Annotated in this window: 30 protein-coding genes and 1 tRNA gene; 24 read left to right on the forward strand and 7 right to left on the reverse strand. The window is 40.1% G+C overall.

Features of this window, described 5'->3' with window-relative positions; all coding sequences use genetic code 11:
• Window positions 1-20 precede the first annotated feature (20 nt).
• Window positions 21-1,670 (reverse strand): CoA-disulfide reductase, encoded by a 1,650-nt coding sequence (cdr, locus tag LCL91_RS03235; RefSeq protein WP_224879871.1) that lies wholly within the window; start codon window positions 1,668-1,670, stop codon window positions 21-23.
• 325 nt (window positions 1,671-1,995) lie between these two features.
• On the opposite strand from cdr, the gene LCL91_RS03240 reads away from it, so the two are divergent.
• From LCL91_RS03240 to LCL91_RS03280, 9 genes are all read left to right on the forward strand, one after another.
• Window positions 1,996-2,760 carry an NlpC/P60 family protein gene (locus LCL91_RS03240; protein WP_224879873.1) on the forward strand — a complete coding sequence of 255 codons (765 nt, stop codon included), beginning with the start codon at window positions 1,996-1,998 and terminating at the stop codon, window positions 2,758-2,760.
• Between the two features lie 125 nt (window positions 2,761-2,885).
• On the forward strand, window positions 2,886-3,350 hold the full coding sequence (locus tag LCL91_RS03245) for an NUDIX hydrolase (protein ID WP_224879875.1): 465 nt from the start codon (window positions 2,886-2,888) through the stop codon (window positions 3,348-3,350).
• 111 nt (window positions 3,351-3,461) lie between these two features.
• On the forward strand, window positions 3,462-4,088 hold the full coding sequence (locus LCL91_RS03250; RefSeq protein WP_224879877.1) for a TetR/AcrR family transcriptional regulator: 627 nt from the start codon (window positions 3,462-3,464) through the stop codon (window positions 4,086-4,088).
• Window positions 4,089-4,553: 465 nt separating this feature from the next.
• Window positions 4,554-5,087, forward strand: a complete 534-nt coding sequence (locus tag LCL91_RS03255) for a dihydrofolate reductase family protein (protein WP_224879880.1) — start codon at window positions 4,554-4,556, stop codon at window positions 5,085-5,087.
• Window positions 5,088-5,236: 149 nt separating this feature from the next.
• A complete protein-coding gene (locus LCL91_RS03260) occupies window positions 5,237-5,491 on the forward strand; it encodes a hypothetical protein (protein WP_224879883.1) in 255 nt (84 codons plus the stop codon).
• 28 nt (window positions 5,492-5,519) lie between these two features.
• The gene (locus tag LCL91_RS03265) at window positions 5,520-5,753 is read left to right on the forward strand and encodes a hypothetical protein (protein ID WP_224879885.1); all 234 of its coding nucleotides are present in this window, start codon (window positions 5,520-5,522) and stop codon (window positions 5,751-5,753) included.
• 228 nt (window positions 5,754-5,981) lie between these two features.
• Window positions 5,982-7,793: a glycoside hydrolase family 2 protein gene (locus LCL91_RS03270; protein ID WP_224879886.1), complete on the forward strand. Its 1,812-nt coding sequence runs from the start codon at window positions 5,982-5,984 to the stop codon at window positions 7,791-7,793.
• 17 nt (window positions 7,794-7,810) lie between these two features.
• Window positions 7,811-9,190 (forward strand): MFS transporter, encoded by a 1,380-nt coding sequence (locus LCL91_RS03275; protein ID WP_224879888.1) that lies wholly within the window; start codon window positions 7,811-7,813, stop codon window positions 9,188-9,190.
• A 108-nt stretch (window positions 9,191-9,298) separates the two neighbouring features.
• The gene (locus LCL91_RS03280; RefSeq protein ID WP_224879890.1) at window positions 9,299-10,213 is read left to right on the forward strand and encodes an ArsR/SmtB family transcription factor; all 915 of its coding nucleotides are present in this window, start codon (window positions 9,299-9,301) and stop codon (window positions 10,211-10,213) included.
• Between the two features lie 731 nt (window positions 10,214-10,944).
• On the opposite strand, the gene LCL91_RS03285 is transcribed toward LCL91_RS03280, so the two are convergent.
• The gene (locus LCL91_RS03285; RefSeq protein WP_224880165.1) at window positions 10,945-11,436 is read right to left on the reverse strand and encodes a ferritin; all 492 of its coding nucleotides are present in this window, start codon (window positions 11,434-11,436) and stop codon (window positions 10,945-10,947) included.
• A 122-nt stretch (window positions 11,437-11,558) separates the two neighbouring features.
• Window positions 11,559-12,179 (reverse strand): transcriptional repressor LexA, encoded by a 621-nt coding sequence (gene lexA / locus LCL91_RS03290; RefSeq protein WP_159782425.1) that lies wholly within the window; start codon window positions 12,177-12,179, stop codon window positions 11,559-11,561.
• Window positions 12,180-12,333: 154 nt separating this feature from the next.
• Between lexA and yneA the strand changes: the two genes are divergently transcribed.
• From yneA to LCL91_RS03340, 10 genes are all read left to right on the forward strand, one after another.
• Window positions 12,334-12,654: a cell division suppressor protein YneA gene (gene yneA / locus LCL91_RS03295; protein ID WP_224879892.1), complete on the forward strand. Its 321-nt coding sequence runs from the start codon at window positions 12,334-12,336 to the stop codon at window positions 12,652-12,654.
• A gap of 3 nt (window positions 12,655-12,657) precedes the next feature.
• On the forward strand, window positions 12,658-13,308 hold the full coding sequence (locus LCL91_RS03300) for a YneB family resolvase-like protein (protein ID WP_224879894.1): 651 nt from the start codon (window positions 12,658-12,660) through the stop codon (window positions 13,306-13,308).
• A gap of 66 nt (window positions 13,309-13,374) precedes the next feature.
• A complete protein-coding gene (locus tag LCL91_RS03305) occupies window positions 13,375-13,611 on the forward strand; it encodes a DUF896 domain-containing protein (protein WP_224879896.1) in 237 nt (78 codons plus the stop codon).
• A 122-nt stretch (window positions 13,612-13,733) separates the two neighbouring features.
• Complete coding sequence (locus LCL91_RS03310) at window positions 13,734-14,018, forward strand: HesB/YadR/YfhF family protein (protein ID WP_224879898.1); 285 nt, start codon at window positions 13,734-13,736, stop codon at window positions 14,016-14,018.
• A 159-nt stretch (window positions 14,019-14,177) separates the two neighbouring features.
• Window positions 14,178-14,621, forward strand: coding sequence for a sporulation inhibitor of replication protein SirA (gene sirA, locus LCL91_RS03315; protein WP_098443498.1), 444 nt, complete (start codon window positions 14,178-14,180; stop codon window positions 14,619-14,621).
• Between the two features lie 92 nt (window positions 14,622-14,713).
• Entirely contained in the window at window positions 14,714-14,941 is a 228-nt protein-coding gene (locus LCL91_RS03320; protein ID WP_098443499.1) for a YneF family protein, read from the forward strand.
• A 113-nt stretch (window positions 14,942-15,054) separates the two neighbouring features.
• Window positions 15,055-15,948, forward strand: coding sequence for a M15 family metallopeptidase (locus LCL91_RS03325; RefSeq protein ID WP_224879900.1), 894 nt, complete (start codon window positions 15,055-15,057; stop codon window positions 15,946-15,948).
• Between the two features lie 105 nt (window positions 15,949-16,053).
• A complete protein-coding gene (locus tag LCL91_RS03330; RefSeq protein WP_224879902.1) occupies window positions 16,054-16,764 on the forward strand; it encodes a cytochrome c biogenesis CcdA family protein in 711 nt (236 codons plus the stop codon).
• Between the two features lie 20 nt (window positions 16,765-16,784).
• A complete protein-coding gene (locus tag LCL91_RS03335; protein WP_098443502.1) occupies window positions 16,785-17,240 on the forward strand; it encodes a Na(+)/H(+) antiporter subunit B in 456 nt (151 codons plus the stop codon).
• A 110-nt stretch (window positions 17,241-17,350) separates the two neighbouring features.
• Window positions 17,351-17,839, forward strand: a complete 489-nt coding sequence (locus tag LCL91_RS03340) for a CcdC family protein (protein ID WP_224879904.1) — start codon at window positions 17,351-17,353, stop codon at window positions 17,837-17,839.
• A 32-nt stretch (window positions 17,840-17,871) separates the two neighbouring features.
• On the opposite strand, the gene LCL91_RS03345 is transcribed toward LCL91_RS03340, so the two are convergent.
• On the reverse strand, window positions 17,872-18,297 hold the full coding sequence (locus tag LCL91_RS03345) for a DUF2621 domain-containing protein (RefSeq protein ID WP_159782434.1): 426 nt from the start codon (window positions 18,295-18,297) through the stop codon (window positions 17,872-17,874).
• A gap of 87 nt (window positions 18,298-18,384) precedes the next feature.
• Entirely contained in the window at window positions 18,385-18,765 is a 381-nt protein-coding gene (locus LCL91_RS03350; RefSeq protein ID WP_224879906.1) for a DUF4183 domain-containing protein, read from the reverse strand.
• A gap of 146 nt (window positions 18,766-18,911) precedes the next feature.
• Between LCL91_RS03350 and LCL91_RS03355 the strand changes: the two genes are divergently transcribed.
• Window positions 18,912-19,259 (forward strand): DUF4183 domain-containing protein, encoded by a 348-nt coding sequence (locus LCL91_RS03355; protein WP_224879908.1) that lies wholly within the window; start codon window positions 18,912-18,914, stop codon window positions 19,257-19,259.
• Between the two features lies 1 nt (window position 19,260).
• Here the strand turns inward: LCL91_RS03355 and LCL91_RS03360 are convergent.
• Window positions 19,261-19,357: transfer RNA gene (locus tag LCL91_RS03360), tRNA-Sec, on the reverse strand.
• A gap of 494 nt (window positions 19,358-19,851) precedes the next feature.
• Here LCL91_RS03360 and selB point away from each other — a divergent pair.
• The 4 genes from selB to phnC are packed head-to-tail and all read left to right on the forward strand — an operon-like array spanning window position 19,852 to window position 24,158.
• Window positions 19,852-21,732: a selenocysteine-specific translation elongation factor gene (gene selB, locus LCL91_RS03365; protein WP_224879910.1), complete on the forward strand. Its 1,881-nt coding sequence runs from the start codon at window positions 19,852-19,854 to the stop codon at window positions 21,730-21,732.
• Window positions 21,733-21,756: 24 nt separating this feature from the next.
• On the forward strand, window positions 21,757-22,659 hold the full coding sequence (gene phnD / locus LCL91_RS03370) for a phosphate/phosphite/phosphonate ABC transporter substrate-binding protein (protein WP_224879912.1): 903 nt from the start codon (window positions 21,757-21,759) through the stop codon (window positions 22,657-22,659).
• A gap of 55 nt (window positions 22,660-22,714) precedes the next feature.
• Window positions 22,715-23,413, forward strand: a complete 699-nt coding sequence (gene phnE, locus LCL91_RS03375; RefSeq protein ID WP_255639859.1) for a phosphonate ABC transporter, permease protein PhnE — start codon at window positions 22,715-22,717, stop codon at window positions 23,411-23,413.
• Window positions 23,403-24,158 carry a phosphonate ABC transporter ATP-binding protein gene (gene phnC / locus LCL91_RS03380; protein ID WP_224879917.1) on the forward strand — a complete coding sequence of 252 codons (756 nt, stop codon included), beginning with the start codon at window positions 23,403-23,405 and terminating at the stop codon, window positions 24,156-24,158. Before phnE ends, phnC begins: the two co-directional genes overlap by 11 nt.
• 34 nt (window positions 24,159-24,192) lie before the next feature.
• Here phnC and selD read toward each other — a convergent pair whose 3' ends face one another.
• The gene (selD, locus tag LCL91_RS03385) at window positions 24,193-25,242 is read right to left on the reverse strand and encodes a selenide, water dikinase SelD (RefSeq protein WP_224879919.1); all 1,050 of its coding nucleotides are present in this window, start codon (window positions 25,240-25,242) and stop codon (window positions 24,193-24,195) included.
• Window positions 25,243-25,301 lie beyond the last annotated feature (59 nt).

Here is a 25,301-nt window from a genome sequence, read left to right on the forward strand (position 1 = left end):
TATTAATAAATTAATAATAATTATTCCCACTTAACCTGCTCATAAGTCCGATACCCTCCATCGAGGTTAACCGCCTCAAACCCATTCTCTCGAAGAATACGTGTCGCAATATATCCGCGTAACCCAACCTGACAATGCACATAAATCGTTTCATCCTGTGGCAGTTCATGAAGCTTACTCCGTAATTCGTCAACTGGAAGATTAATAGCTCCTTTTATAAAACCATTCTTAAATTCCCGAGGGCTTCGCACATCAATAAGTGTACCGCCGTTTTCCACGATCGCATCAATCTCATGCCACTGAATGGTTTCCATCATCCCTTCAACGATGTTACTCGCCACGTAGCCCGCCATATTCACCGGATCTTTAGCTGAAGAGTAAGGAGGAGCGTAGGCGAGCTCTAAGTCAGGGAGGTCGAGAACGGTTAGGCCACCTTTAATCGCGGTTGCGATGACATCGATTCGCTTATCCACGCCATCTTTACCGACTGCTTGAGCACCGAAGATCTTTCCGGTTTCTTTATCAAAAATGAGCTTCAAGGCAATAGGGTGGGCGTTTGGATAATATCCTGCGTGTGAACCTGGATGAACGTGCACGACTTCATAAGCAATGGCAAGGCTTTTTAAGGTTTTTTCATTATTTCCGGTCGTAGCAACGGTGTAGTCAAACACTTTGGCAATGGATGTCCCGAGTGTCCCTTTATACGGCTTTTTTTTGCCGTAAATGTTATCCGCAACGAGTCGTCCCTGTCTGTTTGCGGGCCATGCTAAAGGAATCATGGTTGGTTGTTTGTTGATAAAACACTTCACTTCAATGGCATCGCCAATCGCATAAATGGAATCATCGCTCGTTTGGAGGTATTCGTCTACTTGAATGCCACCTCGTGTTCCTACAGCTAACCCGGCATGGACAGCTAATTCATTTTCAGGGCGGACGCCGATTGACAAAATGATCAGATCCGTATCGATCTCTTTTCCGCTTACGGTGGCTACTTTCGTTCCATTGCCTTCAAAAGCCTTTACACCGTCATTTAAAATCAGGTTAATGCCTTTATCTCTAAGGTGCTCGTGAACGATCGCGGCCATTTCATAATCGAGTGGTGGCATGATTTGATTTGCCATTTCAATCAATGTGACGTTCATGCCGAGGTCGCTCAAGTTTTCTGCCATTTCAACCCCGATGAAGCCACCGCCTATAACAACAGCTTGGGATGGCTTCTCTTTATCAACATAAGCTTTGATCCGATCAGTATCAGGAATATTTCGAAGCGTAAAGAGTGCCTTTGCTTCGTTAAGACCAGGAATCGGTGGCACAATTGGACGGGCTCCTGGTGAAAGAATCAGTTGGTCATACGTTTCCTCGTAAGTTTGATCAGATTTTAAATCATGCACAGAAATAGTTTTCTTTTCGCGATCAATTCGTGTGACTTCACTCAGGGTACGAATATCAAAGTTATACCTTGCTGCCATGCTTTCTGGTGTTTGGACGAGTAGTTTCTTGCGGTCTTCAATCGTTCCACCTATATAGTATGGGAGCCCACAGTTGGCATAAGAAATATACTCACCTTTATCAAACATGACAATCTCTACCGTTTCATCTAATCTTCTTAAACGAGCTGCTGCTGTTGAGCCACCAGCTACGCCACCAACAATGACAATTTTCTTACTCATATGATCGTCTCCTTTTTAATTACCTGTAGGGGTATTTGACTCTTTCATTATATTTCATTTTTGTCGGGGAAAATGTGATGGTTCTCACATTTAATTGAATGATGATACATCTAGTAACATCGTGAATGCATTTTGTAAAAGTTATCATCCAGGCTTAATCACAGTGAAACCTCATGATAGAACTTTTCTGTTAGACTGAGTAAATCGGCTCGAAGGAGTGTGGAAATCACACGGCACCTAGTTTGCTAGTAGTTACATATCTTAAATTTTCATCTATCTATCAAGTTGCAAACTTCAGCTAGAATCAGTTACAGGAGGAATTTACATGAACAAGTCTAGATTAACCGCACGAATTGCTTCATCTACTTTGGTGGCCGCGATGGTCTTTTCTCCGGTCTTGAGTGATGGGGCATTTGCTAAGGTCGATTCAAATGAGGTGAAGCAAAGTGATTCTGTTAGCTCTTCGTCAAATAATGTTCTAAATAGTGGAGATCGTAGCGAGGCTGTTACGGCGTTGCAAACAGAACTTGAATCACTCGGTTATTATACTTATAACGTAGATGGTATTTTTGGTCAGATCACAGAAGATGCCGTTGAAGATTTTCAAGAAGAGAAGGGACTTACTGTTGACGGTATAGCTGGACCTGAGGTTATGGGTGCGCTATCTGCCAATGATAATTCCGAAGCTACAGAACCGACTTCAGATGAAGCACCTACTGAGTCCGTCTCGGAATCTGACGTCGTATCCACTGCGAAAAGCTTAATCGGAACGCCATATGTATGGGGCGGCACGACACCAGACGGGTTTGATAGCAGTGGCTTCATCCAATATGTGTTTAACGAAGCTGGCGTCGACATATCACGAACGGAACGTGATATGTGGAAATATGACGGAACAGAAGTAGAATCTCCAGCAATCGGAGATGTTGTCTTTTTTGAAGGCACTTATGATGTAGAAGGAGCTTCACATAGCGGAATCTATATCGGCGACAACAAAATCATCCACGCTGGTAGCGGCGGTGTAGAAGTTACTGATCTTAGCTACGACTTTTGGCAAGACCATTATTTAGGCGTGAAATCATTCAAATAAATCCAAAGCCAGTGCCCGGCGCACTGGCTTTTTCTGTGGAGCCATACATTTTTCGTGCTCATTTACAGTTTCTTCAACTATGAATATAGTAGTAAATGTACATAAGTATAGAATGGAGGTCATTCATGGATTACATACAGCACTTACGCTCGATGGTAGGTCACGAAAAAGTGATTATGGTCGTCGCGGGAGCAATGGTTTTCGATGCGGAGAATCGCCTTTTGCTACAACTTCGTACGGATAGTGAGTCATGGGGATTACCTGGTGGATTTATGGACTTTAATGAATCGGTTCAGGAAACGGCAAGAAGAGAAGTGTTGGAAGAAACGGGACTAATGCTAAAGGAAATGTCGCTGTTTGGGATTTATTCAGGCCCGGATAAAGAAAAAATATTCGATAATGGCGATCAGGTGTCGCCGGTTCAAATTCTTTTCAGATGTCAAGATTTTGAAGGTGTGCTACGAGGGAGTGGCGAGTCATATAAAACTGCCTTTTTCTCGTTGAATGAGCTACCAGAAGATTTATTTGGTGAGCACAAACAAATGATCAATGATCTTCTAAGTGGTAAAGATCAGCCTATCATCGGGTAGTTCAGGAATACGAATCGAAAGCTTGTTTTTTAATCTGGGTAATAGCGCATTAATAGTTGAAATATTGTGATTTTTACCTTATTATGTTTGTGACCGAACGTTCGGAGGGGGGTGAGGAAGATAGAAACCAAGCGAAAAATCATTAAGAATTCATTGAAGTTCTTTGCTAAAAAAGGATACGAAGGTGCCTCTATATCAGAAATAGCGAATGAAACGAATCTTACAAAGTCATCCATTTACAGTTATTTCAGTGGAAAAGAAGAATTGTATCTCAGCGTACTTGATTATGTACTAGACTTTCATGATCAGTATTGGCTAGATGGGCGAAAGAATCTTCCAAAGACATTTGATAAAAACGTTTTATATCATATGCTTCTCAAAGCAAAGGATACTTCTATTCAAGAGTCGGATATTTCGATCTTCTGGAAAAAGAATCAAATCTCACCTCCCCAAGAAATTGAAAACATTGTAAATTCAAGAATCATAGAAGCGAAAGTAAGTACGCTGAACTTTCTAGAACAAATATTTAGACAGGGACAAAATGAAGGTGTAATCAAAAAAAGTTTTGACATTCCTTACTTAGCCATAACATTTTATTCTTTGATTGGTTCTGCGGCTCTTCAGCACTTATATGGAACGATTTCTAATCATGATTTACTTATTGATACGATGTTTGAGGTATTCTGGAGCGGCATCGAAAAAAGAGATGAAAAAGTACCAGCAAGTCAATTGAATTAATGATATGGGAGATGATGTTCGTGCGGGTGTTACAAAAGAGGAGTACTCAAAGAAAAGAGGAAATTTTTCAAAATCAGCTTAGATTGGGTATTCGCTTTTACAAAAACCAATTAATGAATCCAACGATTAAAGATTTAAGCATTCTTTTGGGGTTATCGGAAGAAATGATTATTGAAATATCAGACCTTAATTATGACCTTGCTCGAAAAGAAAGAATGTTATCCATCACCTCCCATTTTCAAAATAAAAACATTTTATAACATTGTTTATAATAATGAAGTGGAACGATTTTTCGTTATACTTATTGTAAAAACATGGGTTCCTGTACGTAGTTGACCACGAGGGAACCTTTTTTGACGAATTTCAACTCATTAGGAGAGTCTAACAAAAGTAAAGGTATAAGTGTTATCATCATTTTATATAGTAAATATCCTAAAGAAGTAATAACATTGAGGTGTTAGTTCAATGACAAACCGAAAAGTATCTGTTTACATCGCAACAAGCGTTGACGGCTATGTAGCAACGGAAGATGACTCGCTCGACTGGCTTTTTAAAACCGAGCCTGAAGGAGACGCTGGCTATGAAGACTTTATGAAAGGTGTCGACACCATAATTATGGGACGTCGTACGTATGACTGGGTGATGGAACAAGAAAACGGAGTTAATCCGTACAAAGGGAAAATGTCCTACGTGTATACGACTCAATCAAGAGAAAACACAGAAGATGTCACATTCACATCGGAAGATCCGACGTCACTGATTGAACGATTAAACGAGCAGGGTGGTGGAACGATCTGGCTTATCGGTGGTGGTGTAGTCGTGCATGAATTTCTTGAGAAAAATTTGATTGATGAATTTATTATCTCGCTTGCTCCAACACTAATCGGAAAAGGGATACCGCTGTTTCAGAAAAGCGGCGTTACACATGATCTTGAATTAACCGATGTGCGCCAGTATGGACAGTTTGCACAGCTTCATTATCGCGTGAATAAAGCTTAATCTAACCTAATAATAGAGAAAAGCCATTCTATAAATACGCATGTTGCGTCTTAGATGGCTTTTTATTTGAGATCAAAACGTTTCTAAATAAATGGTAAAAATATGGTATCGTATATTAGTAGAATCATTTTTCTTAGAAAAGTGGAAAAATGAGTAATTGGAGTGGTTATTTGTATTTACTGTTAGCGATTGTATTAGCAATGATTTTAGGATTTATTTTAATGATGCTAGGTCCACTTGTAGGAGGAATTGTGGCGTTTGGAGTAGTAGCGGGATGTTTGTTTAGAGGGGTGTATTTACTTCATGACATGCATCGAAGAATCTCACGGATTACTCCTAAACCAGATCGAGCAAAAGAAGCGTATCAAAATTACATAAAAGAACGGGAAAATGCCTCTTCTTAAATGCTATAGTAACTGGAGGTGACGTGGAATGAAATGGAAGCCGTTTTTCTATGCGGTTTTGGCTGGAATATTGGCTGTTTTTGTTGTTTTTCTTCTGAATGGCTTCGCATTCGAATGGGCACCGTCAATAGGTATATTTCTTGGGATCGCACTGAATCAATATTATGGACAGCGGATTTTAAATAAAAAAAGATATAGGTTGTGCCCACTTGTTAGAGGAGGTCATGATTCCTATGACACCCATAGTTGGTTTTCCGTTTAAGCGCTCACTTTCTAATGTGAGCGCTTATTTGTGTAGTCAATATATTCTTAAATCACTTGCGTAAACTGCTTCTGTTTTTATCTATTTTGGAGGTGAAGCTCTCACTATTTTAAAAATATTTAGCTTTTTATTACTGTTTTAGTTGTAATGAAACTTATAATTATGTAATAATAGAAAATAATTAATGAAAGCCCTTACTTATAAGGTGCATTAGAGGAGGATCGTTACATGGCGATTAAGACCACATATGTTTTACAAAAGCGTGCGAGTACGGAAGAAGAGTATCCTCGACCTCAGTTTAAGCGAACGGAATGGTACGACTTAAATGGAGAATGGCAGTTTGAATTTGATGATGAAGATCGTGGAGAACCCGAAAAATTGTTTAATCAAAAAAAAGATTTAACACAAACAATTCAAGTCCCTTACGCTTACCAAAGCAAAAGATCTGGCATTGAGGTAGATGACAACCATGAAGTGGTTTGGTACAAGCGTGAATTCCATTGGGAGAAAGACACCGATAAAAACCTTTTACTGCATTTTGAAGCTGTTGATTATCACACAAAAGTTTGGGTGAATGGAGAATTTATTGGTAAGCATGAGGGTGGCCATACCCCATTTAGCTTTTCCATTACGAATGCCATCTGCACCGGTGAGAACACGATCGTCGTTCGGGTGGAAGATCGCAATAGTGTGGAGCAGCCGGTTGGGAAACAGTCGTGGAAAGATGATAACTTTTTATGCTGGTATTCAAGAACGACAGGTATTTGGCAATCGGTTTGGCTTGAGGAAGTGCCTCTTCAATATATTGAGGATGTTAAGATGACGCCTCAAGTGGAAGAAGGGAAACTCTCGATTGAAGCGAGTCTACCCCGTCAAAAGAAAAAAGCTTACTTCGAGGCAACTGTTTCTTTTAAAGGGGAGTGGATCGATACCGTAGGCGTATGGGTAAAAGAAAATCAAACGAGTGTTGAGCTGACCGCCAACGTTGAATCGGACCTAGCTGATTTTCGCGTCTTTTATTGGACGCCAGATACACCGAATCTATATGATGTCACGTTTCAACTATATATCGATCAAGAGATTGTGGATACGGTTGAAAGTTATTTTGGGATGAGGAGTATTGAAATTCAGGAAGGTAGAATTCTACTTAACAGAGATACCTTTTATCAAAAACTAATTCTCGATCAGGGCTATTATAAAGATTCGTTGATGACAGGGGATTACGAGCAGATGGAGTCTGATCTTCTTAAAGTAAAGGAGATGGGGTTCAACGGCGTTCGACGCCATCAAACAATTGCGGACAGACGGTACTTAGCTCTATGTGACGAATTAGGCTTAGTCGTGTGGGCGGAGATGCCAAGTAGTTTTAAGTTTACTAGCAAGGCGATGTTCCGCATGATGAATGAAACGAGAGAGATGGTGCAAAAACATTACAATCATCCATCCGTTATTATTTATACCCTTATGAATGAATCGTGGGGCGTGAATGAAATCTACCATCGAGAAGATCAGCAGGCGTTTGTAAACGCTCTCTATTATCAGACAAAGGCTCAGGATACAAGTCGACTCGTAATAGGAAATGATGGATGGGAACATACGCTAACCGATATCTTGACGATACATGATTACAATTCTGATGCGGAATCTCTTAGGAATAGCTATGAGAAGGCGGATTTTGTAAATGGTAGTCCTTCGAAAACGAGTCGAAAGCAAAATTATGCGAAAGGATATGCTTACCGTGGGGAACCGATCATGATGAGTGAATATGGCGGTATCGCTTATGGAAATGAACACAGCGATGTTGAGTGGGGCTATGGTAGTCGCCCTCAAACGGAGGAAGAGGTACTCCATCGTTTGGAAGAACTAACAAAAGCAATTATGGAGAATGACAGCATTCAGGGTTTTTGCTATACCCAGCTGACAGATGTAGAGCAAGAAGTGAATGGCCTTCTTGACCATCATCATGACTATAAATTTGATCCTAAAAAAATTAGGAAGATCTTATTATCCAGGCAGTCCAACGGTTTTATCTTTGAATAATAGAGGGGGAATAAACGATGGAAACAGCGAGAAAGTATGCTTCACCTAATATCGAAACGAAAGAGGATATTCGACCGAAAGAATTTGCTTCTTATTTTGGATATGGGTTTGGGCAGTGTATTAGCTTTGGATTGGTAGGATCTTATATTCTCTTTTTCTATACGGATATCCTCGGAATATCCGCTGCAGCAGCAAGTATTATTTTCCTTATTGCCAGAACGTGGGATGCGATTAATGATCCGATGATGGCTTCTGTGATGGACACGCTACATTCAAGACACGGAAAGTTTCGACCTTATTTAAAGTACATGCCTTTTTTCGTTGCGATTATCACGATTGTCTGTTTTCTCCCCTTAGATGGACTAAGTCCAACTGCCAAGTTAATTTATGCGGGTGGCACGTATATCCTTTGGGGTATGATTTATACCGTTTCTGATGTACCGTACTGGTCGCTCTCCTCTGTGATGAGTCAGGATGCACAGCAGCGCACGAAATTAATTACGTTTGCGAATATGGGCGTATTCGCCGGTATTGCTTTATCGCCAGTCTTATTTGTCCCCCTTGCCGAGTGGCTGGGTGGAGACGATATTGGACAGGGATATTTCCTTGCTACAGTGGTGCTCATGGTTTTTGCATTACCGATCATGCTGAATGGGTTTAAAAATACGAAGGAACGTGTCAAAGCTCCTAAGACAAAAGTAAAGCTCTCTGATGCAGCACGTGCCATTAAAGCAAACAAGCCAATGTTCGCCGTTTTAGTCGTTTTCTTTTGCAATGTTTTTATGAATATTACTCAAGCCTTAAACGTCTTCTTCTTCACATACAATCTTGGAAGCGCTTCACTAATGTCCATTTTCGGTATTATTAGTTTAGCGAGCTGTGTCGGGTTTTTCATTATCCCAACGCTAGCAAAGCGATTCAAGAAGAAGCATATGCTCATGGCGATTGTTTCCCTAGATATTGTCATCCGTGTCATCTGGTTTACTGTTGGTTACTCCAGTGTATTTGTTTCCTTTGTATTTATCGCGATCACCATGCTACTTTACACGGCAACGGGGCCATTAATTTCCTCGATGCTAGCGGAAACAATCGAATATACCGAATTGAAAACTGGGAAACGAAATGAAGCAATCATCTTCTCTGGACAAACCTTTACGGGGAAACTATCTGTAGCGATTGCTGGAGGTGCGACTGGGCTGATCCTTACATGGATTAACTATCGTCCCAATGAGGCTCAAACTGATTTTACACTTGATATGATGTTTTTCGTTATCGCGCTAGTACCTGCACTAGGTTCACTTATAAGATTAATTGTGATGTATTTCTACTCTTATACAGAAGACGAGTACAATGTAATTGTTGAAAAACTGCACGAAAGAAAATTGAGAGAGCAATAGAATAAGTTCCATAACAGTAGTAGCTTCCTTAATAGGGGGCTACTACTGTTATGTCGATAGTTTGTTATAATTGATCCTAGGGATAAAAGAGAGGGAGGTCTAAGTCATTTGAAAAAGTTGCAGCTATCTTTTGATAACATGGTGCCAATTAATAAAGCTCTTGCGAATCAAACAAGAGTCCAAATTCTTAAGTTGTTAAGTGACAAACCATATAATGTGAACGATTTAGCAGAAAAGCTTGAATTGCCTTTTTCAACAACAGCTTCACATGTTAGTAAATTAGAAGAAGTTGATCTCATTACCACCGAGCTAGTACCGGGAAGAGGAACTCAAAAAGTGAGTGCGATGAATTATGATCGCATTGTCGTTGATTTATATACTTCGGATGAAAAAAAGGAAGAGCAGCAAGTCACCTACGAAATGCCAATAGGAGATTATCTCGACTGCCATGTAGTACCGAATTGTGGAATAGTAGATGAGAAGGGTTTTATTGGAATGCAGGATGATCCTCGTTCCTTTTATGAACCTGACCGAAAGCAAGCACAGCTCCTGTATTTTAAAGATGGGTTTGTCGAGTATCGTTTTCCAAACCGTATTCCTTATGGCTTTAGAGCAAGTGAGTTAGAAATAAGTGCTGAAATTTGTTCAGAAGCACCCAATCACAAACTAGATTGGCCATCTGATATAACGGCATGGGTGAATCATGAAGAAGTTGGAACGTGGACCTCACCAGGTGATTTTGGTGGAGAGAGAGGTCAGTTAACACCTGAATGGTGGCGAACCAATCTAACGCAGTATGGGTTGTTAAAGCATTGGAAACTGAATAAAAGTGGTTGTTATATAGATGGAGAGAAAATATCTGATCGAACGATTGATGATTTTCAGTTGTCTAACTACCCTTACATTGCCTTTCGATTAGGGATAAAAGAAGACGCTGTCAATAGCGGTGGAATGAATTTGTTTGGTCCTAAGTTTGGGAATCATGAACAGGGAATTGTAGTTCATATCAAATATGATTCGTGAATAAATGATAATGCTACGGTTGAAGGTGCAAGGTAGTTGAAACTTTTAATCTAGCGCATCAAACAATGATCCCTCTTACAAAGTGGGACTACTTCATTCAAACATTTTTACTAAGGAATACAAAGGAAGTGAAATTCCTAGTTACTTGAAATAAATATAAAAGGCCGTTGAGTAGTTAAAGAACGATCCATTAGAAAGGCGTGATTTCTTTGACTCATTTACGAAAAGTGAATTTATTGTTGGTATTCGTAGCAATAGGAATGGCTTTCTCTCATTTTTTTATTTTTCCTAACGCGATTTCTAGTCAAGTCTTTCTATCATTTTTGTTTGTTATGTTTCTGTTATTTGGAATAGAAATAATTAGAGAAGAAAAACAAAATAAAAAAATAGCCAATACATACATTGTTACAGCGGTCATTCTTTTCATAGTGTTAATGACTAATTTATTATAAATAAAGATAAACTAATGAAAAAGACTGCGCCTCAGAACACACCTTATTTCGCAAATTAGTAAACTATATTTAAGTTATGTAAATTAGAAAGGGGGATTATATGCCCGACTGGTCCTATCATGTGATATTTAAACCTTTTCTATCAAAATGTAGTCCCGAATTCTCACGAGAGTTTATTCACCAATTTATTCAGAATTACAAAGAACATAACAAAAATAAAAAGACCTCACCTTCTTACTTATGAAGGTTGAGGTCTTTTGTAGGTTTTAAGTAGAAACCTTATCCTGGCTGCCTTTGACCAAGTTCTTGATCGATCAGTAAGAGTGCGGACGTGTTATCTCCTGCTAATTTCAGCCTTTCGACAATCGTAAGCGCCTGTGCTTCTTCGTCAATCTGTTCGCGTAGGAAATCCTGAACGATGACGGCCGTTTGCGGATCAATTTTTTTGATGTAGTTAAAAGCCTGTCGATAAGAATTCGTAACATACTGTTCGTGTTCTAAAACTTGCTGGAACGTTTCGAGCGGCGTTCCAAAGTCTGTCGATTGTTCTGGGAGTGCGCCTAATTCAACAACGCCATCTTTACCAGCTAAGTAATTAATCAGAGTAAGAAGATGCGTTCGTTCTTCAGCAGATTGAATTCTTAACCAATTGGCCATTCCAGTATAATTCTTTCGATCCAAGTAAGCAGACATCGCTAAATATAGCGTGGTTGAAATGTGTTCAATTTGAATCAGTGTGTTTAAAAGTTCTTGAACTTCTTTTTGTACCATTACAATCACCTCATCATCTTCCTATCATCACAAGTTATGAAGATGTGGATTGTCTCGTTACGATTAAGAGAGCGACCTTCAAGTCGTAATTGAGCATAAAAAAAGAAGCGCAATTTGCGCTTCTAGTGGATCGAGCGGAAAACACCAACCACTTTACCAAGGATCGAAACAGAATCAAGAATGATTGGTTCCATCGATGAGTTTTCTGGCTGTAGTCGGAAGTAGTTACTTTCTTTAAAAAAACGTTTTACCGTTGCTTCGCCATCGTCCGTCATCGCAACAACGATGTCTCCGTTATTTGCCGTTGGTTGCTGCTTCACGATAACCATATCACCGTTATAAATACCAGCTTCAATCATACTATCTCCTTCGATGACAAGAATGAATGTATGCTCTTCATCCTGAGCGAACTGTTCCGGAAGAGGGAAGTACTCTTCAACATTTTCAATCGCTGTGATCGGTTGACCAGCTGTTACTTTACCAATGACAGGAACATTCACCGTGTGCTGACGTGGGATGTCGATCGCTTCATCAAGGCCCAACACTTCAATGGCTCTTGGCTTTGTTGGGTCTCTTCTGATATAACCTTTTTTCTCGAGTCTGGCAAGGTGGCCATGGACAGTTGAGCTTGAAGCAAGTCCAACGGCTTCGCCGATTTCTCTAACAGACGGTGGATAACCTTTTTGTTTTACTTCGACTTTAATAAAGTCCAGAATGTCCTGCTGACGCTTTGATAGTTTCATATTTCTGGCACCTCGTTCCAATCTATCTATTTGTTACTAGTATACCAGAATTTTTGTTCGCATACAAACATAAGTTCGAAGTTACTAGTTGACACGAACAGGGGTTCTGATTATACTAAAAACAGAACAAATATTCGTATATGGGGTGATTGGGATGAGAAAGCAAGCTGGGGGCTTGTCTGGAATTGATTTTCTTGTCATTATATCTTTTGTAGCTGTGTTAATTATTGTGTTCGTATCTTTGCGAGCAGCAGCAGCTGAGGAGTATGATCGGTATACAACGATTCAACTGGAGCACGGGGATACGGTTTTAGAAATTGCTGATGAATATCGTTCCGCACATGAATTGTCTGATCAGAAATTTGTTAGCTGGGTTGAAGACGCTAATCGCATAGATGCTAATCGAATTAAAGCAGGAGATACTCTCATCATCCCTGTTGAAGCGAATGCTACCGCACTTGGGGGTACAGATTAAAGAATGAACGCCGTTATTTATTGCCGAGTAAGTACAAAAAAAGAAGCGCAGGAATCGTCTCTTGCAAGGCAAAAAGAAGAATTGCAACGATTTGCATCACAGTCAGGTTTTACCGTTCACCGAATGATTGAAGAAAAACACAGTGGGTATGACATTGATCGAGATGGCATACTCGAAGTGCTAAATTTGTTAAAAGAAGGGCAAGTCGAAGCATTGCTCATTCAAGATGAAACAAGACTTGGAAGAGGGAACGCTAAAATTGCTCTTCTTCATGCCGTTCACAAATACGGTGGAACCATTTATACGGTAAATCAAAATGGAGAACTTCAATTATCGGAAGCTGATTCAATGGTGCTTGAAATTGTAAGTATTGTCGAAGAATTTCAGAGAAAGCTTCACAACTTGAAAATTAAACGAGGTATGGATAAGGCGGTGAAAGAAGGCTATCGACCGCAGCGAAATTTAAGTCATCAAAATCACGGTGGAAGAGACCGTGTTGAAGTACCGATCGAGGAAATAGTTAATCTTCGTAATCGTGGCTTAACGTTCCATGAAATTGCAGCAACGCTTAAAGGTTTTGGTCACCATGCATCAAAAGCCACGGTACATAGACGCTATAAGGAATATGTTGACGAACAGAGTGAGAAGCACTAAACTTGTCTATGGTAAAAAGATGCGTTAGCATAGAACGTACAAGTTGCAGTAAAGGAGCTTTTTTACATGCTTTCTCAAGATAAAATTCAACGAATTAACGAGCTATCTCGTAAATCAAAAGAGTCATCTTTAACAGATGCTGAGAAAAAAGAACAAAAAGATCTTCGTCAGGAATACCTGGCAAGCCTTCGTTCTTCTTTTAGTAACCAGCTTCACTCTATCAAAGTTGTGGATGAAGAAGGCACAGACGTAACGCCTCAAAAATTAAAAGAAAGCAAGAAAAATCGCGGCTTTCTTCAGTAAAAAATAGCCTAATTTTGCATTTAGCAAAATTAGGCTATTTTTATGGTTGCAATTTTTCAAATATTCGTTATACTGTACTATAACAAGATGTACTAATACAAAAAACGGAGAGGGCGGATAAGATGTTTATTGTAACTGATTCTGCAGCGGAGTTTTACAAAAATGAAATGGAACTTACTCATGGTGATTGCCTAAGATTGTTTGTGCGTTATGCAGGAAGCGGAGACAGCGGTGGTTTTTCCCTTGGAGTCATGTCTGACCGGCCTTCATATGATGATTATAAGCAAGAAGTTGGAGGCGTTACTTACTTTGTTCGACCGGATGATCAGTGGTTTGTTGATCGAATGAAACTAGATTATGATGAAAGCAACGGTGGCGTTCTTTGTGACCTGCCGAGTATGGCATAGCAGTCAAGGGCCTGTACTATAACATCTATGTTATAGTACAGGTCCTTTTTAAATTCGACAAAACTAGTGATGTGACGCTCCAAGTATAGACAATCCTTTTAGAGAAGATGCAGTATACTATTTTTTATATGATTTGTTCTCTGATAAGGGGGAAGTGGTATGAGGCATTATGAAATGTATTTTGTTAAACAACACATCGCCGCTCAATATGCTGGTAAAGAACATCTTTTGTATCACCTTTTCCTTGAAAGAAAGCGAGCAATCCAGGTGGATGAGAAAGACCTTCTCGATAAGCAGGTTTCCTTTATTACTGAGCCCATTGCAGAAGAGGAGCTGAATACTTATCTTGTCAGCGAACTAGGGGCGTTCCGGACGTATGAATACAAAAACGAAGGGCACCGGTTAAGTATAAATCAATCAAAAAGCGATGCTTCTTTGTTTGTAAGAAAAGAGAAAGTGAATGTTTATGCGACTGGTGGTACTGAAGTTGAAACAGTCTTTTTTGAGGTGATTCGAAAATTAACTCCTTCATTCTTCGCGATCGACTTCCAATCAGGTCGATATGGATGGCTTAACCCGATCAAACAGCAGAAACTAGTTTAAACAAACTCCTACTATTTTAGTAGACGTTATTGTATAATCATTACGGGTTGTAGTACACTATTGGAAGAGAAAGAATAAGGAGGAAATCTAGAATGTGGTGGATGTACACGCTTGTGGGCGTGCTAGCGTTGATTGCTGGAGTAGCACTTGGCTTTTTTATTGCCCGCAAATATATGATGGACTATTTAAAGAAGAATCCCCCTATTAATGAAAACATGCTTCGTGTAATGATGATGCAAATGGGGCAGAAACCTTCTCAGAAGAAGATTAATCAGATGATGAAGGCTATGAATAGTCAAATGACGAACAACGATAAATAGCGTAATGGCACTCTGTTAGCAGAGTGCTTTTTGTATGGAGTAATTTTGGTTGACGGGTCTAATTGGTGTGATGGTATGATAGATTAGACTATAAAAAATCAGGAAGTGTTTACATGACAATGAAAAAGTTAGTAGTAGCAACTGGACTCTCGTTTACGCTTTTAGCCGGATGTCAGGCTGGAGATGAAGAGCAAACGTCTAACGAGCCGCAGAATCAAGTGGAGAACGGTGGACAATCGAATAACGATTCCACCAATGATTCTGGAAAATCCGAAGAAAATCAAACGAAAGATCATCAAGAAAACGATAGCCAGAATGACAATGAAGAGAGCAATAAAGAGCAGGATCAAAAAGATGACGATAAAGAGGGTGCTGCAGCTTATCCAACGATGGCTGAAACAGTCGAGAAAAATGGTGATAATTTAACGGTCACGAATCCAGACAGCATTTATGTCGTGGCTAATAAAGAACGTAATCTGCCTTCTGACTTTGTTCCAAAAAATCTTGTGGAACCAGACGTGTCTACATATGCCCCTGAAGGTGATCCGAAGCGTTTGATGGTAGAAGAAGCTGCCAGAGCGCTTGAAAAAATGTTTAAAGGGGCAAAAGAAGATGGCTATGAGTTAAAAGCTGTTTCAGGTTATCGCTCCTATGAGCGCCAGGAAGCTATTTTTGCTTATAATGCTGAGCAACGTGGAGAAGAAGTAGCGAACCAGGTAAGTGCGCAGGCGGGACAGAGTGAACATCAGACGGGCTTAACAATGGATATTAGCACACCTTCCCTTGGAAGCTCTCTTACTGAAGAGTTTGGTAACACACCAGAAGGGAAGTGGGTAGCGGAGCATGCGCATGAATATGGATTCGTTGTTCGTTACTTAAAAGGGAAAGAGGATATTACCGGATATCAATATGAGCCATGGCACGTTCGCTATGTCGGGAAAGAAGCGGCTGCTGATGTTCACGAGGCTGGCGTTACGCTTGAAGAATTTTTCACTGAAGAAAAATAGTTATGGAATGTTCATAGTTTGAATAAGATAAATCGTTTACAATAAAGGTTGAAAAGGTAACCACATGCACATGATAAGATCATGCATTAGACAGGGAGTAATTCAATGGCAGATTTGAACTTGTTTTTAGCGTTCGGTGCCGGCTTTTTATCATTTATCTCACCGTGTGTACTACCGCTTTACCCGGCGTTCATTTCTTACATCACAGGGGTTTCTGTAGATGATCTGAAAGAAGAACGTGGTATGATGCAAAAGAGAGCCATATTCCATACGATTTTCTTCCTAATTGGGTTTTCGATTATTTTCCTAGTGTTAGGAATGTCAACGTCCCTTGTTGGAAATTTGTTTATTCAGTACAAAGAGCTTCTACGTCAAGTGGGTGCCATTCTAATTGTGGTGTTTGGACTTGTTGTTGTTGGTTTTTGGACTCCGAACTTTTTAATGAAAGACCGTCGCTTAAAAATCCGCAACCGCCCATCTGGTTTTATTGGTTCTGCTTTAATTGGAATGGGGTTTGCGGCAGGCTGGACGCCTTGTACAGGCCCGATTTTGGCAGCTGTTATTGCTCTCGGTGTTTCTAATCCTGGAGCTGGACTTCTGTACATGGTAGCCTATACGCTTGGCTTTTCCGTGCCATTTTTCATTTTGTCCTTTTTTATCGGCAAAATGCAATGGATTAAGAGAAATAGCCGATTGATTATGAAGACTGGCGGGTATTTAATGATTGTCATGGGCGTTTTGCTTTACTTTAACTTTATGACGATGTTTACATCATTCCTTGTAAATAACCTCTTTGGTGGCTTTCAAGGATTCTAATTAAGAAAGGATGCGTTGGTTTGAAAGGAACAAATGACCTTATACTTAAAACGACGACAACTATTATCGTCTTTATTATTCTAGGATTTTCGATTTACTTATTTTTCGCAGGTCATAATGCACCGGGCGGGGGCTTTATTGGAGGTCTTATGACTGCTGGAGCATTGGTTCTTCTGTATATCTCATATGGGTTTAAAACCATGAAGAGAGTAATACGGATTGACTTTAAAAACTTTATTCCGATCGGTTTATTGATCGCTGTTCTTACGGGAGTAGGTTCGTTCATTTTTGGTCAACCCTTCCTAAGTCAAACAGATGCTTATTTTGAGTTACCGATTCTCGGACATTCTCACCTTGCGACCGCAATGTTATTTGATCTTGGCGTTTATTTCACTGTTGTTGGGGTAACAATGACGATTATTTTAAGTATTGCAGCTGATGAAGGTGAAGAGGAGCTTTCCAAATTAAATGGGTAGGGAAGAAAGAACGGCGGAATGCCGTTCTTTTTTTCGTGAGCTTGTATTTTTAGTCTCTTCCACATACAATGGAAATGATGGGTAGTACGGTATAGGTGAGGGATGAGTATATGCTGATTTTAAGTACAGTTGTAGGAGCGATGATGGCTCTTGCGATGGTAGTGATCAGGTTGAAAGCTTCAAAAAAACCTGCAACGATAAGGAAAATTATACTTCCGCCGTTTTTTATGGCGACCGGGTTTTTTATGTTTGTTGTTCCGGATGCGAGGGTTCCGTGGTACGAAGCAATTGAAGCGCTATCAGTAGGTGCAGCGTTTTCGCTGTTGTTAATTCGTACGTCGAAGTTTGAAATTAAAGATAATCAGATCTATTTAACTCGTTCAAAGGCATTTGCGTTTATTCTGATTGGATTACTTTTAGTACGGATTATTTTCAAACTAATCATTGGAGAGTCTATACCCGTTCTTCAGACGAGCTCGCTTTTCTTTGTGTTGGCATTTGGAATGATTGTACCGTGGCGAATCTCGATGTACTATCAGTTTAAGAAAACAGAGCGAAGTAGAGCACATGGAACAACACTTCATCAAACATTGCTATAAAAAACTCGTTTAGCTTAAGCTAAACGAGTTTTTTATTGAAGCAAATGATGATAAGGGGTCATATCGATTCGCTTTTCATTCAGTTTTTTTACGAGCCATTTGTGATCTCGTTTCGGAGTCGCGATAATATACCCCCGAATGATTAAATCTTGAGACATGTTTTTTGCTTTTTCTCTTAGTGCCAGCTCGCCTATTGTTCCTGCAATTTTATACTTCGCAATATCTCGAAACAATTCAGGTACGGGCGAGACCAATTCATCTAAAAGTTTCTTTTGATCGCTACTCCACATATGCTTCGTCTGTTCAATATAGTGTTCTTGCCAGTCGAGAATAGACTTGCCATCTTCTTTAGGAAGGCGTTTTAAAAACTTCCGGAACATAAAGAATCCACCGATTGCGATCAATGAAATTAAGATTACAGTCCATCCGACGATAAACCACTGGAACCATCCTGCCAACGCACTCACCTCATGGCATCATAATGTAATTGGTTGAATACGGTCACATTATACGCCGAAAGCGCTTTTTAATCAAGAGGTAGCGGGTTATGTTGAAACAGTAGAAGATGATGTTGGAGTAAAGTTCACGACCTCCAGAACAAATGGTGTATTGACTAATATACTAGCTAAAGCTGGAATATCAAATTCGAGTTGACCAACGCCTGTAGCGCCTGGTGTGTAAGTGGACAGCTCTTCCATTTGGAGGACGCCATTCACATAAACATTGAAATAACTATTATCTGTGCTAAGAGAGGGGAGGGTAGTAACGGCCGCGCCGGTATCATCAAAAAAATCAGCTGCATCGATCGTAAGAGTAGTTGGACCTACAAGTAAGCCCGTAGTGTTATAGAAAAAACGTTGAACAGTTGGAGTAGTTGTGATGGTAGAAGAGACGTCCACTACAATTTTCATAATTTGTAATGCCATACGATTCACCTCCATAAGTTTACTAATCATATGATATGTAAACGGATAGAAAGCGAATGAGTATATTCGCATAGAATAACAAAAAATGGGATCGTAACAACGCACATTTTTATGAGTGTTTAATTCTAGGGAAGGTGAGGGGGTTAATGACAAAAAAATATTGTGGTTTGAATGATTTATCACTCCCAGAGGTGTCATATCCCGAAGTGACATCACACGTGATTCGAAAGAAACTTCCTAAGAAAGTGATAGTGCATGAATATTTTGCATTTGCGAAAGAAGGGCAACGTATTTACACCGATCAAAATGCAGTAGAAGGATATCCGAAACAGCGAATTCTTAATCCGTGTGATGTATCTTATATTAATTTATTTATTAATGGGGTGCTACAGCCAGAATTAAATTACAGAATAAATGAAGGGGTCTTGGTTCTTCTTACAGAGGATGTTCCGATTTGTGGAGCAACAATCATTTTGCAAATGCTCGAATTGTAATTGGCGGGACTGTGTGGGAATCGAACCCACCGAAGACGGCACGCGCCTCCCAAGCGGTTTTGAAGACCGTGGCACTCACCAGACGTACAACCAGCCCCGTAATATAATGTACTTTTAATATAATAACTGAATGAATAGAAATATTCAACGCAAGTGCTCAAATTGATTATTTCAGAAAAATAAATAGTAAACTTTTAAGTAAAGTTTTACTTTAAAGAAATTGCGTAGTTCCTCTTAGCGGAAAGTTGTCGAATAAAGTCTGATTGCAATATTAGTATTTCGTTCTTTTGTTAAAATCGACAAAAATCGTTTTGTTTTATGAAATTCGAGTTTTCGACAAATTAACCAATAGAACAGTTTTCTATAACGAACTGATACAGTTTATTGAGTGGTACAGATCATAAATGAAGATATAACAGTTGTGGCTGTGGATAGCTGTGAATAACTTTTTCTTCATACAGGATTGAATAAATATACAGGAGTGCATAAAGAAAATGTTACTATTTTCTTAAACACAATGGTTTAAATTTGCATCCTGTACCTACATTTATTACTGTTAATAGAAGATGACAGGTGATAGGCAGGTGTTAGCATGAACTATTATACGATTGGTCTAGCGGGGCACATTGACCATGGAAAAACGACATTAACAGGCGCATTAACAGGCGTTGACACAGATCGGTTGAAAGAAGAGAAGGAACGCAACATTTCCATTGAACCAGGATTCGCTCCGTTTCAACTATCTGATGATATGAAAGTGTCAATCATTGATGTTCCGGGTCATGAACGATTTATCCGCCAAATGATTGCTGGGGTTGCTGGGATTGATCTAGTTGTTCCGGTTGTCGCGGCTGATGAAGGAGTGATGCCACAAACGCGAGAACATCTTGAGATTTTATCGCTTCTAGGTATACAGAGGTCGATTATTGCAATCACAAAAGCGGATATGGTGGAGGAAGACCTGCTTTCTCTCGTGCAGGAAGATATTCTTGAATACATAAAAGGAACCGGGTTTGAGGGATCAAAGATTCATATCGTTGATGGCAAAAGTGGAAGAGGCGTTGCTGAGCTTAAGGAAAGCCTTCACTCTTTTCTTATCAACACACCTTCAAGAAATAAAGCTGGAGCACTGAGATTACCAATTGATCAAGTGTTTACTTTACAAGGCCACGGCACGATTGCACGAGGAACGATTTTTGATGGAGAGCTAAAAGAAGGAGAACTTGTTACACTTCTTCCTGATCGCTTAGAAGCGCGAGTAAGACAAATACAAACGCACAGTACAAAAGTGGAGCAAGCTTTTGCGGGCGAACGAGTTGCGGTAAACCTGACAGGGCCAGATCGACATCAGATGGTTCGGGGACAAGTCATTGTTAATTCCAATTACTATCCTGTTACGTCGACCATTGATCTTTCATTTACGAAAGCTCTTACGATGTCTCATGACTTGAAACAGCGAGCTGAAGTAACGATACACATTGGAACGGCGGAGGTAAGAGGAACGATCGTCTTTTTCGATCGCAATACGCTTGAGGCTGGGAATCGAGAAGAACTCTTCTGCCAGATTCGACTTCATGAACCTATTACCGCTAAAAAAGGGGATCGCGTTATCGTAAGACGTCCTTCACCGGTTGAAACAGTTGGTGGCGGCAGTATTCTTAATGTGGCAGGAGAGAAATATAAATTTGGCGCTGAAACAATCGCGAAATTTGAACAAATGTTGAAAGGGACACCAGCTGAACAGCTTGAGCAAATTCTTGAAGTGGAGCAAATGTTATCAAAAGAACAAGTGATGCAGCAAATTGGGTTAAATGAGGAAGCGTTCCGCCAGCTTGAGGATAACGATCACCTTGTCTTTATTGACGGTGGTGTGACTTCACAAAATGTTTTTACACGAGTGGTTGAAGCGATTCATAAAAATTTGCAAGCGGCACATGAACGATATCCTATGCGAAAAGGTCCACAGAAAGCGGAAGTGGTGCAGGAGTTAAAGAAAACTTATCCTAAAAAAGTAATAGATGCCGTCTTGAGCAATCAGCTTCAGGAAGAACTTCAGCAAAAAGGGCCTTATCTTTCCATGCGCACTTTCCACCCATCGCTGCCGCCCGCATGGAAAACGCGTATGACAAATGTGTTAAAGCAATTAGAGGAGCAAGGAGTTAACGTCTCGCCAGTCGATCGTTTAATTGATGAGGAGCAAATTCCAGATCCATATAAGACGGAGTTTAAGAACTATATGTTGGAAGAAGAGATTGCGCTTAAATTAACAGACGAGCTTTATGTGCATGTTGAAAATTGGAAGCAAACCATTGCATCTTTAAAAGCGGAAACCGGGCAATCCTTTACGTTACAGGAGGCGAAAGATGTTCTTAATGTAAGTCGAAAGTATCTAGTGCCGATCCTAGAGAAGCTTGATAACGAAGGATATACCGTAAGAAAAGATCAGGAGAGAGTTTGGAGAGTAGAGAAATAGATTAAAACTGAGGAGTGGAGAAATATGAAAAAAGCAATTCTTTTTATAATGGTGCTTATGCTCGGTATTCTTGCGGCATGTAGCTCGAATGAGAACGAAAATACTTCAAAAGATACTAGTGAAAAAGAAGAAGGGGCCTTTACGATTGGTGTCATCCCAGTTCAAACGGAAGGTGAAATTGAAGAAGCAATGACGAAGCTTCAAGGTGAGCTTTCAGAAAAACTTGATCGTGATGTTGAAATTACAACGTTTCCTGACTATAACGGTGTTGTGGAAGCGATGAACTATGATCAAATTGATATGGCTTATTTTGGTCCGCTTACGTATGTCATTGCGCACGAGAAAAGTGGCGCAAAAGCTATTGTGACTCAGTTGATTGACGGTGAGCCTTTCTACCATTCTTACATCATTACGAATACAGAAAATGAGTGGGAGACGCTTGAAGAATACCTTGAAAATAGTGAGGAAAGAAGCTTTGCATTTGGCGATCCTAATTCAACATCAGGTTCATTAATTCCTTCAATAGAGCTCCAAGATCGCGATGTCTTTGAAGATCAGGATACAAATGATTTTGCTTCTGTTGCCTATACTGGCTCGCACGATGCAACAGCTTTATCTGTTCAAAATAAACAGGTTGATGCAGGCGCAATTGATAGCGCGATTTATAATCAGTTGCTCGAATCGGGAAAAATTGATGGAGACAAACTTAAAGTGATCTGGGAATCTGAAAAGCTTTTCCAATACCCATGGGCTGTTTCTAAAGGAACGGATGAAGAGACGATCGATCAGCTTCAGAATGCATTTCTAGCTATTGAAGATGAAACGATTTTAAATGCATTTGGGGCATCAGGATTTACGAAAGCAAGTAATGAAGATTATGAGAGCATAAGAAGCGCTGCTGATAAGCAAGGGCTGTTAACGAAGTAGAATGGCCTGGTTTAAATGGAGGCACCTTATTCTGTTTTTTTCGGTAGTTGGATTAATGGTATGGAGCATAGGTGTTACGGAGTTTGATGTAAGGAAGTTTAGTCAATTTAACAATATGATCGATTTCCTGTCGAATTGGTTTCCGTTAAATATATCGGTGCTTCCAACCATGTTAAAAGCAAGTCTTGTTACACTAGGGATGGCATTTCTTGGGAGCTTTGTGGGTTTACTCCTTGCGTTACCCATTAGCTTACTTGCTGCTAAAAATACGGCAGGCCCATTTTATGGGTCTGCGCGTGTTGGTTTAAGTTTCGTTCGGTCGATTCCAGAAATCGTATTAGGGTTAATGTTTCTTACGATTGTTGGACCTGGACCATTTGCGGCAACGATTGCGATTATTGTCCACAATGCGAGTGTTCTCTCTAAATTAATTGCAGAATTAATTGAAGCGGCTGATAAAGGCCCTCAGGAGGCCATGAAGGCAGTTGGAGCAAGACCGCTAACAGGTGCGTTATTTTCAGTCTTTCCTCAAATTTGGCCGAACGTTCTGTCGCATTATTTTTATCGATTTGAAGTGGCGATTCGAACTTCGTTAATGCTCGGTTTGGTTGGCGGGGGAGGAATTGGACAGCAGCTGTTTGTTCATTTCAAAACATTCCAATACTCGACCGTTGCGGTTGATGTGATGCTAATTATGATCATTGTCATTGTCGTTGATTTTCTCGGAAGTAGGGTGAGGCAATATGTCATGTAACGAAGCGTTGTTAACGGTTGAGAATGCATCCGTGCGCTATCAAAATGCTGAATCTTATGCGTTAGATCATGTTTCTCTCACTTTTCAAAGAGGCGAATTTGTTTGTATATTAGGAAAAACGGGCGCAGGTAAGTCAACGTTCATTCGGACGTTAAATGGCCTGCAATCTTTAACGGAAGGCGAGATTGTTTATAATAGTCGTTCTTTCCAAACCCTTGATCGAGAAGGGTTAAGAAGACAAAGGCGAAGTATGGGGATGATTTTTCAGCATCATCAGTTGATTCCTCGTTTAACAGTTTTGCAAAACGTCTACACGGGTTTATTCGGTTCTCGATCAACCATTCGCAATCTGGCTGGTTTATTTAATGAAAGTGAAAAAAAACTTGCGAGAGACGTTATCGAACAAGTTGAACTATTGCCTCATTTAAATAAGCGGGTCGATTTATTGAGTGGAGGGCAAAGGCAACGTGTTGGTATTGCCCGGGCACTTGCTCAATCGCCTGATATTTTTCTTGGAGATGAACCTGTCGCAAGTCTTGATCCAGGTACAGCTAATCGCATTTTTCAACTCATTCACCGTTTGCATGAGGAGCGGAACTTATTAACGATTATTAACGTTCATGATGTCAAACTAGCGAAAAGATATGCGTCTAGAATTGTGGCATTAAAAGAAGGTCGCGTTGTATTTGATGACCGACCAGAAGCGCTTACTGAGGAGATAGAAGATATGCTATATGAACTATAAAAAAGGAAGTTGGGGAATCCCCAACTTCCTTTTTTTATTTGCTTGCGGTGATCGCAAATGCATCTTTGTCATTCACGTGACCGACAATGTAAGCTGATTTCCCTTTAGCATTCATCCGTGATACATATTCATTCGCTTCATGCTCAGGCATGCTAATTAATAGGCCACCAGAAGTTACCGCATCACATAAAATGAATTGCTCAAGTTCTGTGAGGTTTTCGTATCTGACAGAATCAGCAATCCAGCGGTGATTTGCTTTTGATCCACCAGGGATATAACCTTGCTCCGCTAGCTCAACGGTGCCAGGTAAGATAGGCACGTTGTTATAGTCGATTTGAATGCTAACGTTGCTTCCGGTTGCCATTTCAAAAGCATGACCGAGTAAACCGAAGCCGGTGACATCTGTTACAGCATGAGGTGATAGACCTGATAGTTCTTCAGCTGCGGTTTTATTTAACTCAGCCATCGTTTCTGATACGCGCTGAAGCTGTTCAGTGGTTAACTTTTCAGGTTTAATGGCAGTTGTTTGTATGCCAACGCCAATAGGTTTTGTTAACACGATCGCGTCTCCCGACTTAGCGCCAACGTTCATCAGAATTTTATCTGGATGAACGAGACCTGTCACTGATAAACCAAACTTTGGCTCCTGATCATCAATAGAGTGTCCGCCAGCAGTAACAGCCCCTGCTTCATCAACTTTATCAGCAGCGCCTTTCAAAATTTCTGCAAGAATGGAAGGGTTCAAAGATTTGATCGGAAAACCGACTATGTTAAGAACGGTTTTCGGAACTCCACCCATTGCATAGACATCGCTTAATGAATTGGCCGCTGCAATTTGACCAAACATATATGGATCATCAACGATAGGTGTAAAGAAGTCTACCGTTTGAATCATGGCGAGTTCATCAGTTAGGCGGTACACGCCTGCATCATCGGAGGTTTCCACACCGACAAGTAAATTTGGATCTTTTTTCTTATTAGGTAATTGACGCAAAACTTGCGTCAGGTCCTCAGGACCGATTTTGCATCCTCAACCACCTTTTGTCGATAGGGATGTTAAACGGATGTTTTCTTCATTTGACATATGACCACCTCCTAACATGAGTATAAATCTTTTCTTCGTATTTTTGAAATGATATAGTA

The organism is Guptibacillus hwajinpoensis (genome assembly GCF_020171785.1).
In the GTDB taxonomy this organism is placed as follows: Bacteria; Bacillota; Bacilli; order Bacillales; family Guptibacillaceae; genus Guptibacillus; species Guptibacillus sedimenti.

What these genes read in the sequence shown, in the direction of transcription:
- phnC (WP_224879917.1), top strand. Translation starts at nt 23,403, where the DNA reads ATGTCATGTAACGAAGCGTTGTTAACGGTTGAGAATGCATCCGTGCGC.
- LCL91_RS03255 (WP_224879880.1), top strand. Translation starts at nt 4,554, where the DNA reads ATGACAAACCGAAAAGTATCTGTTTACATCGCAACAAGCGTTGACGGC.
- phnD (WP_224879912.1), top strand. Translation starts at nt 21,757, where the DNA reads ATGAAAAAAGCAATTCTTTTTATAATGGTGCTTATGCTCGGTATTCTT.
- LCL91_RS03240 (WP_224879873.1), top strand. Translation starts at nt 1,996, where the DNA reads ATGAACAAGTCTAGATTAACCGCACGAATTGCTTCATCTACTTTGGTG.
- LCL91_RS03325 (WP_224879900.1), top strand. Translation starts at nt 15,055, where the DNA reads ATGACAATGAAAAAGTTAGTAGTAGCAACTGGACTCTCGTTTACGCTT.
- LCL91_RS03340 (WP_224879904.1), top strand. Translation starts at nt 17,351, where the DNA reads ATGCTGATTTTAAGTACAGTTGTAGGAGCGATGATGGCTCTTGCGATG.
- phnE (WP_255639859.1), top strand. Translation starts at nt 22,715, where the DNA reads ATGGTATGGAGCATAGGTGTTACGGAGTTTGATGTAAGGAAGTTTAGT.
- LCL91_RS03275 (WP_224879888.1), top strand. Translation starts at nt 7,811, where the DNA reads ATGGAAACAGCGAGAAAGTATGCTTCACCTAATATCGAAACGAAAGAG.
- LCL91_RS03285 (WP_224880165.1), bottom strand. Translation starts at nt 11,436, where the DNA reads ATGGTACAAAAAGAAGTTCAAGAACTTTTAAACACACTGATTCAAATT.
- LCL91_RS03320 (WP_098443499.1), top strand. Translation starts at nt 14,714, where the DNA reads ATGTGGTGGATGTACACGCTTGTGGGCGTGCTAGCGTTGATTGCTGGA.
- LCL91_RS03310 (WP_224879898.1), top strand. Translation starts at nt 13,734, where the DNA reads ATGTTTATTGTAACTGATTCTGCAGCGGAGTTTTACAAAAATGAAATG.
- LCL91_RS03355 (WP_224879908.1), top strand. Translation starts at nt 18,912, where the DNA reads ATGACAAAAAAATATTGTGGTTTGAATGATTTATCACTCCCAGAGGTG.
- LCL91_RS03350 (WP_224879906.1), bottom strand. Translation starts at nt 18,765, where the DNA reads ATGGCATTACAAATTATGAAAATTGTAGTGGACGTCTCTTCTACCATC.
- LCL91_RS03300 (WP_224879894.1), top strand. Translation starts at nt 12,658, where the DNA reads ATGAACGCCGTTATTTATTGCCGAGTAAGTACAAAAAAAGAAGCGCAG.
- LCL91_RS03270 (WP_224879886.1), top strand. Translation starts at nt 5,982, where the DNA reads ATGGCGATTAAGACCACATATGTTTTACAAAAGCGTGCGAGTACGGAA.
- LCL91_RS03265 (WP_224879885.1), top strand. Translation starts at nt 5,520, where the DNA reads ATGAAATGGAAGCCGTTTTTCTATGCGGTTTTGGCTGGAATATTGGCT.
- sirA (WP_098443498.1), top strand. Translation starts at nt 14,178, where the DNA reads ATGAGGCATTATGAAATGTATTTTGTTAAACAACACATCGCCGCTCAA.
- LCL91_RS03330 (WP_224879902.1), top strand. Translation starts at nt 16,054, where the DNA reads ATGGCAGATTTGAACTTGTTTTTAGCGTTCGGTGCCGGCTTTTTATCA.
- LCL91_RS03305 (WP_224879896.1), top strand. Translation starts at nt 13,375, where the DNA reads ATGCTTTCTCAAGATAAAATTCAACGAATTAACGAGCTATCTCGTAAA.
- yneA (WP_224879892.1), top strand. Translation starts at nt 12,334, where the DNA reads ATGAGAAAGCAAGCTGGGGGCTTGTCTGGAATTGATTTTCTTGTCATT.
- LCL91_RS03245 (WP_224879875.1), top strand. Translation starts at nt 2,886, where the DNA reads ATGGATTACATACAGCACTTACGCTCGATGGTAGGTCACGAAAAAGTG.
- selB (WP_224879910.1), top strand. Translation starts at nt 19,852, where the DNA reads ATGAACTATTATACGATTGGTCTAGCGGGGCACATTGACCATGGAAAA.
- LCL91_RS03260 (WP_224879883.1), top strand. Translation starts at nt 5,237, where the DNA reads ATGAGTAATTGGAGTGGTTATTTGTATTTACTGTTAGCGATTGTATTA.
- cdr (WP_224879871.1), bottom strand. Translation starts at nt 1,670, where the DNA reads ATGAGTAAGAAAATTGTCATTGTTGGTGGCGTAGCTGGTGGCTCAACA.
- lexA (WP_159782425.1), bottom strand. Translation starts at nt 12,179, where the DNA reads ATGAAACTATCAAAGCGTCAGCAGGACATTCTGGACTTTATTAAAGTC.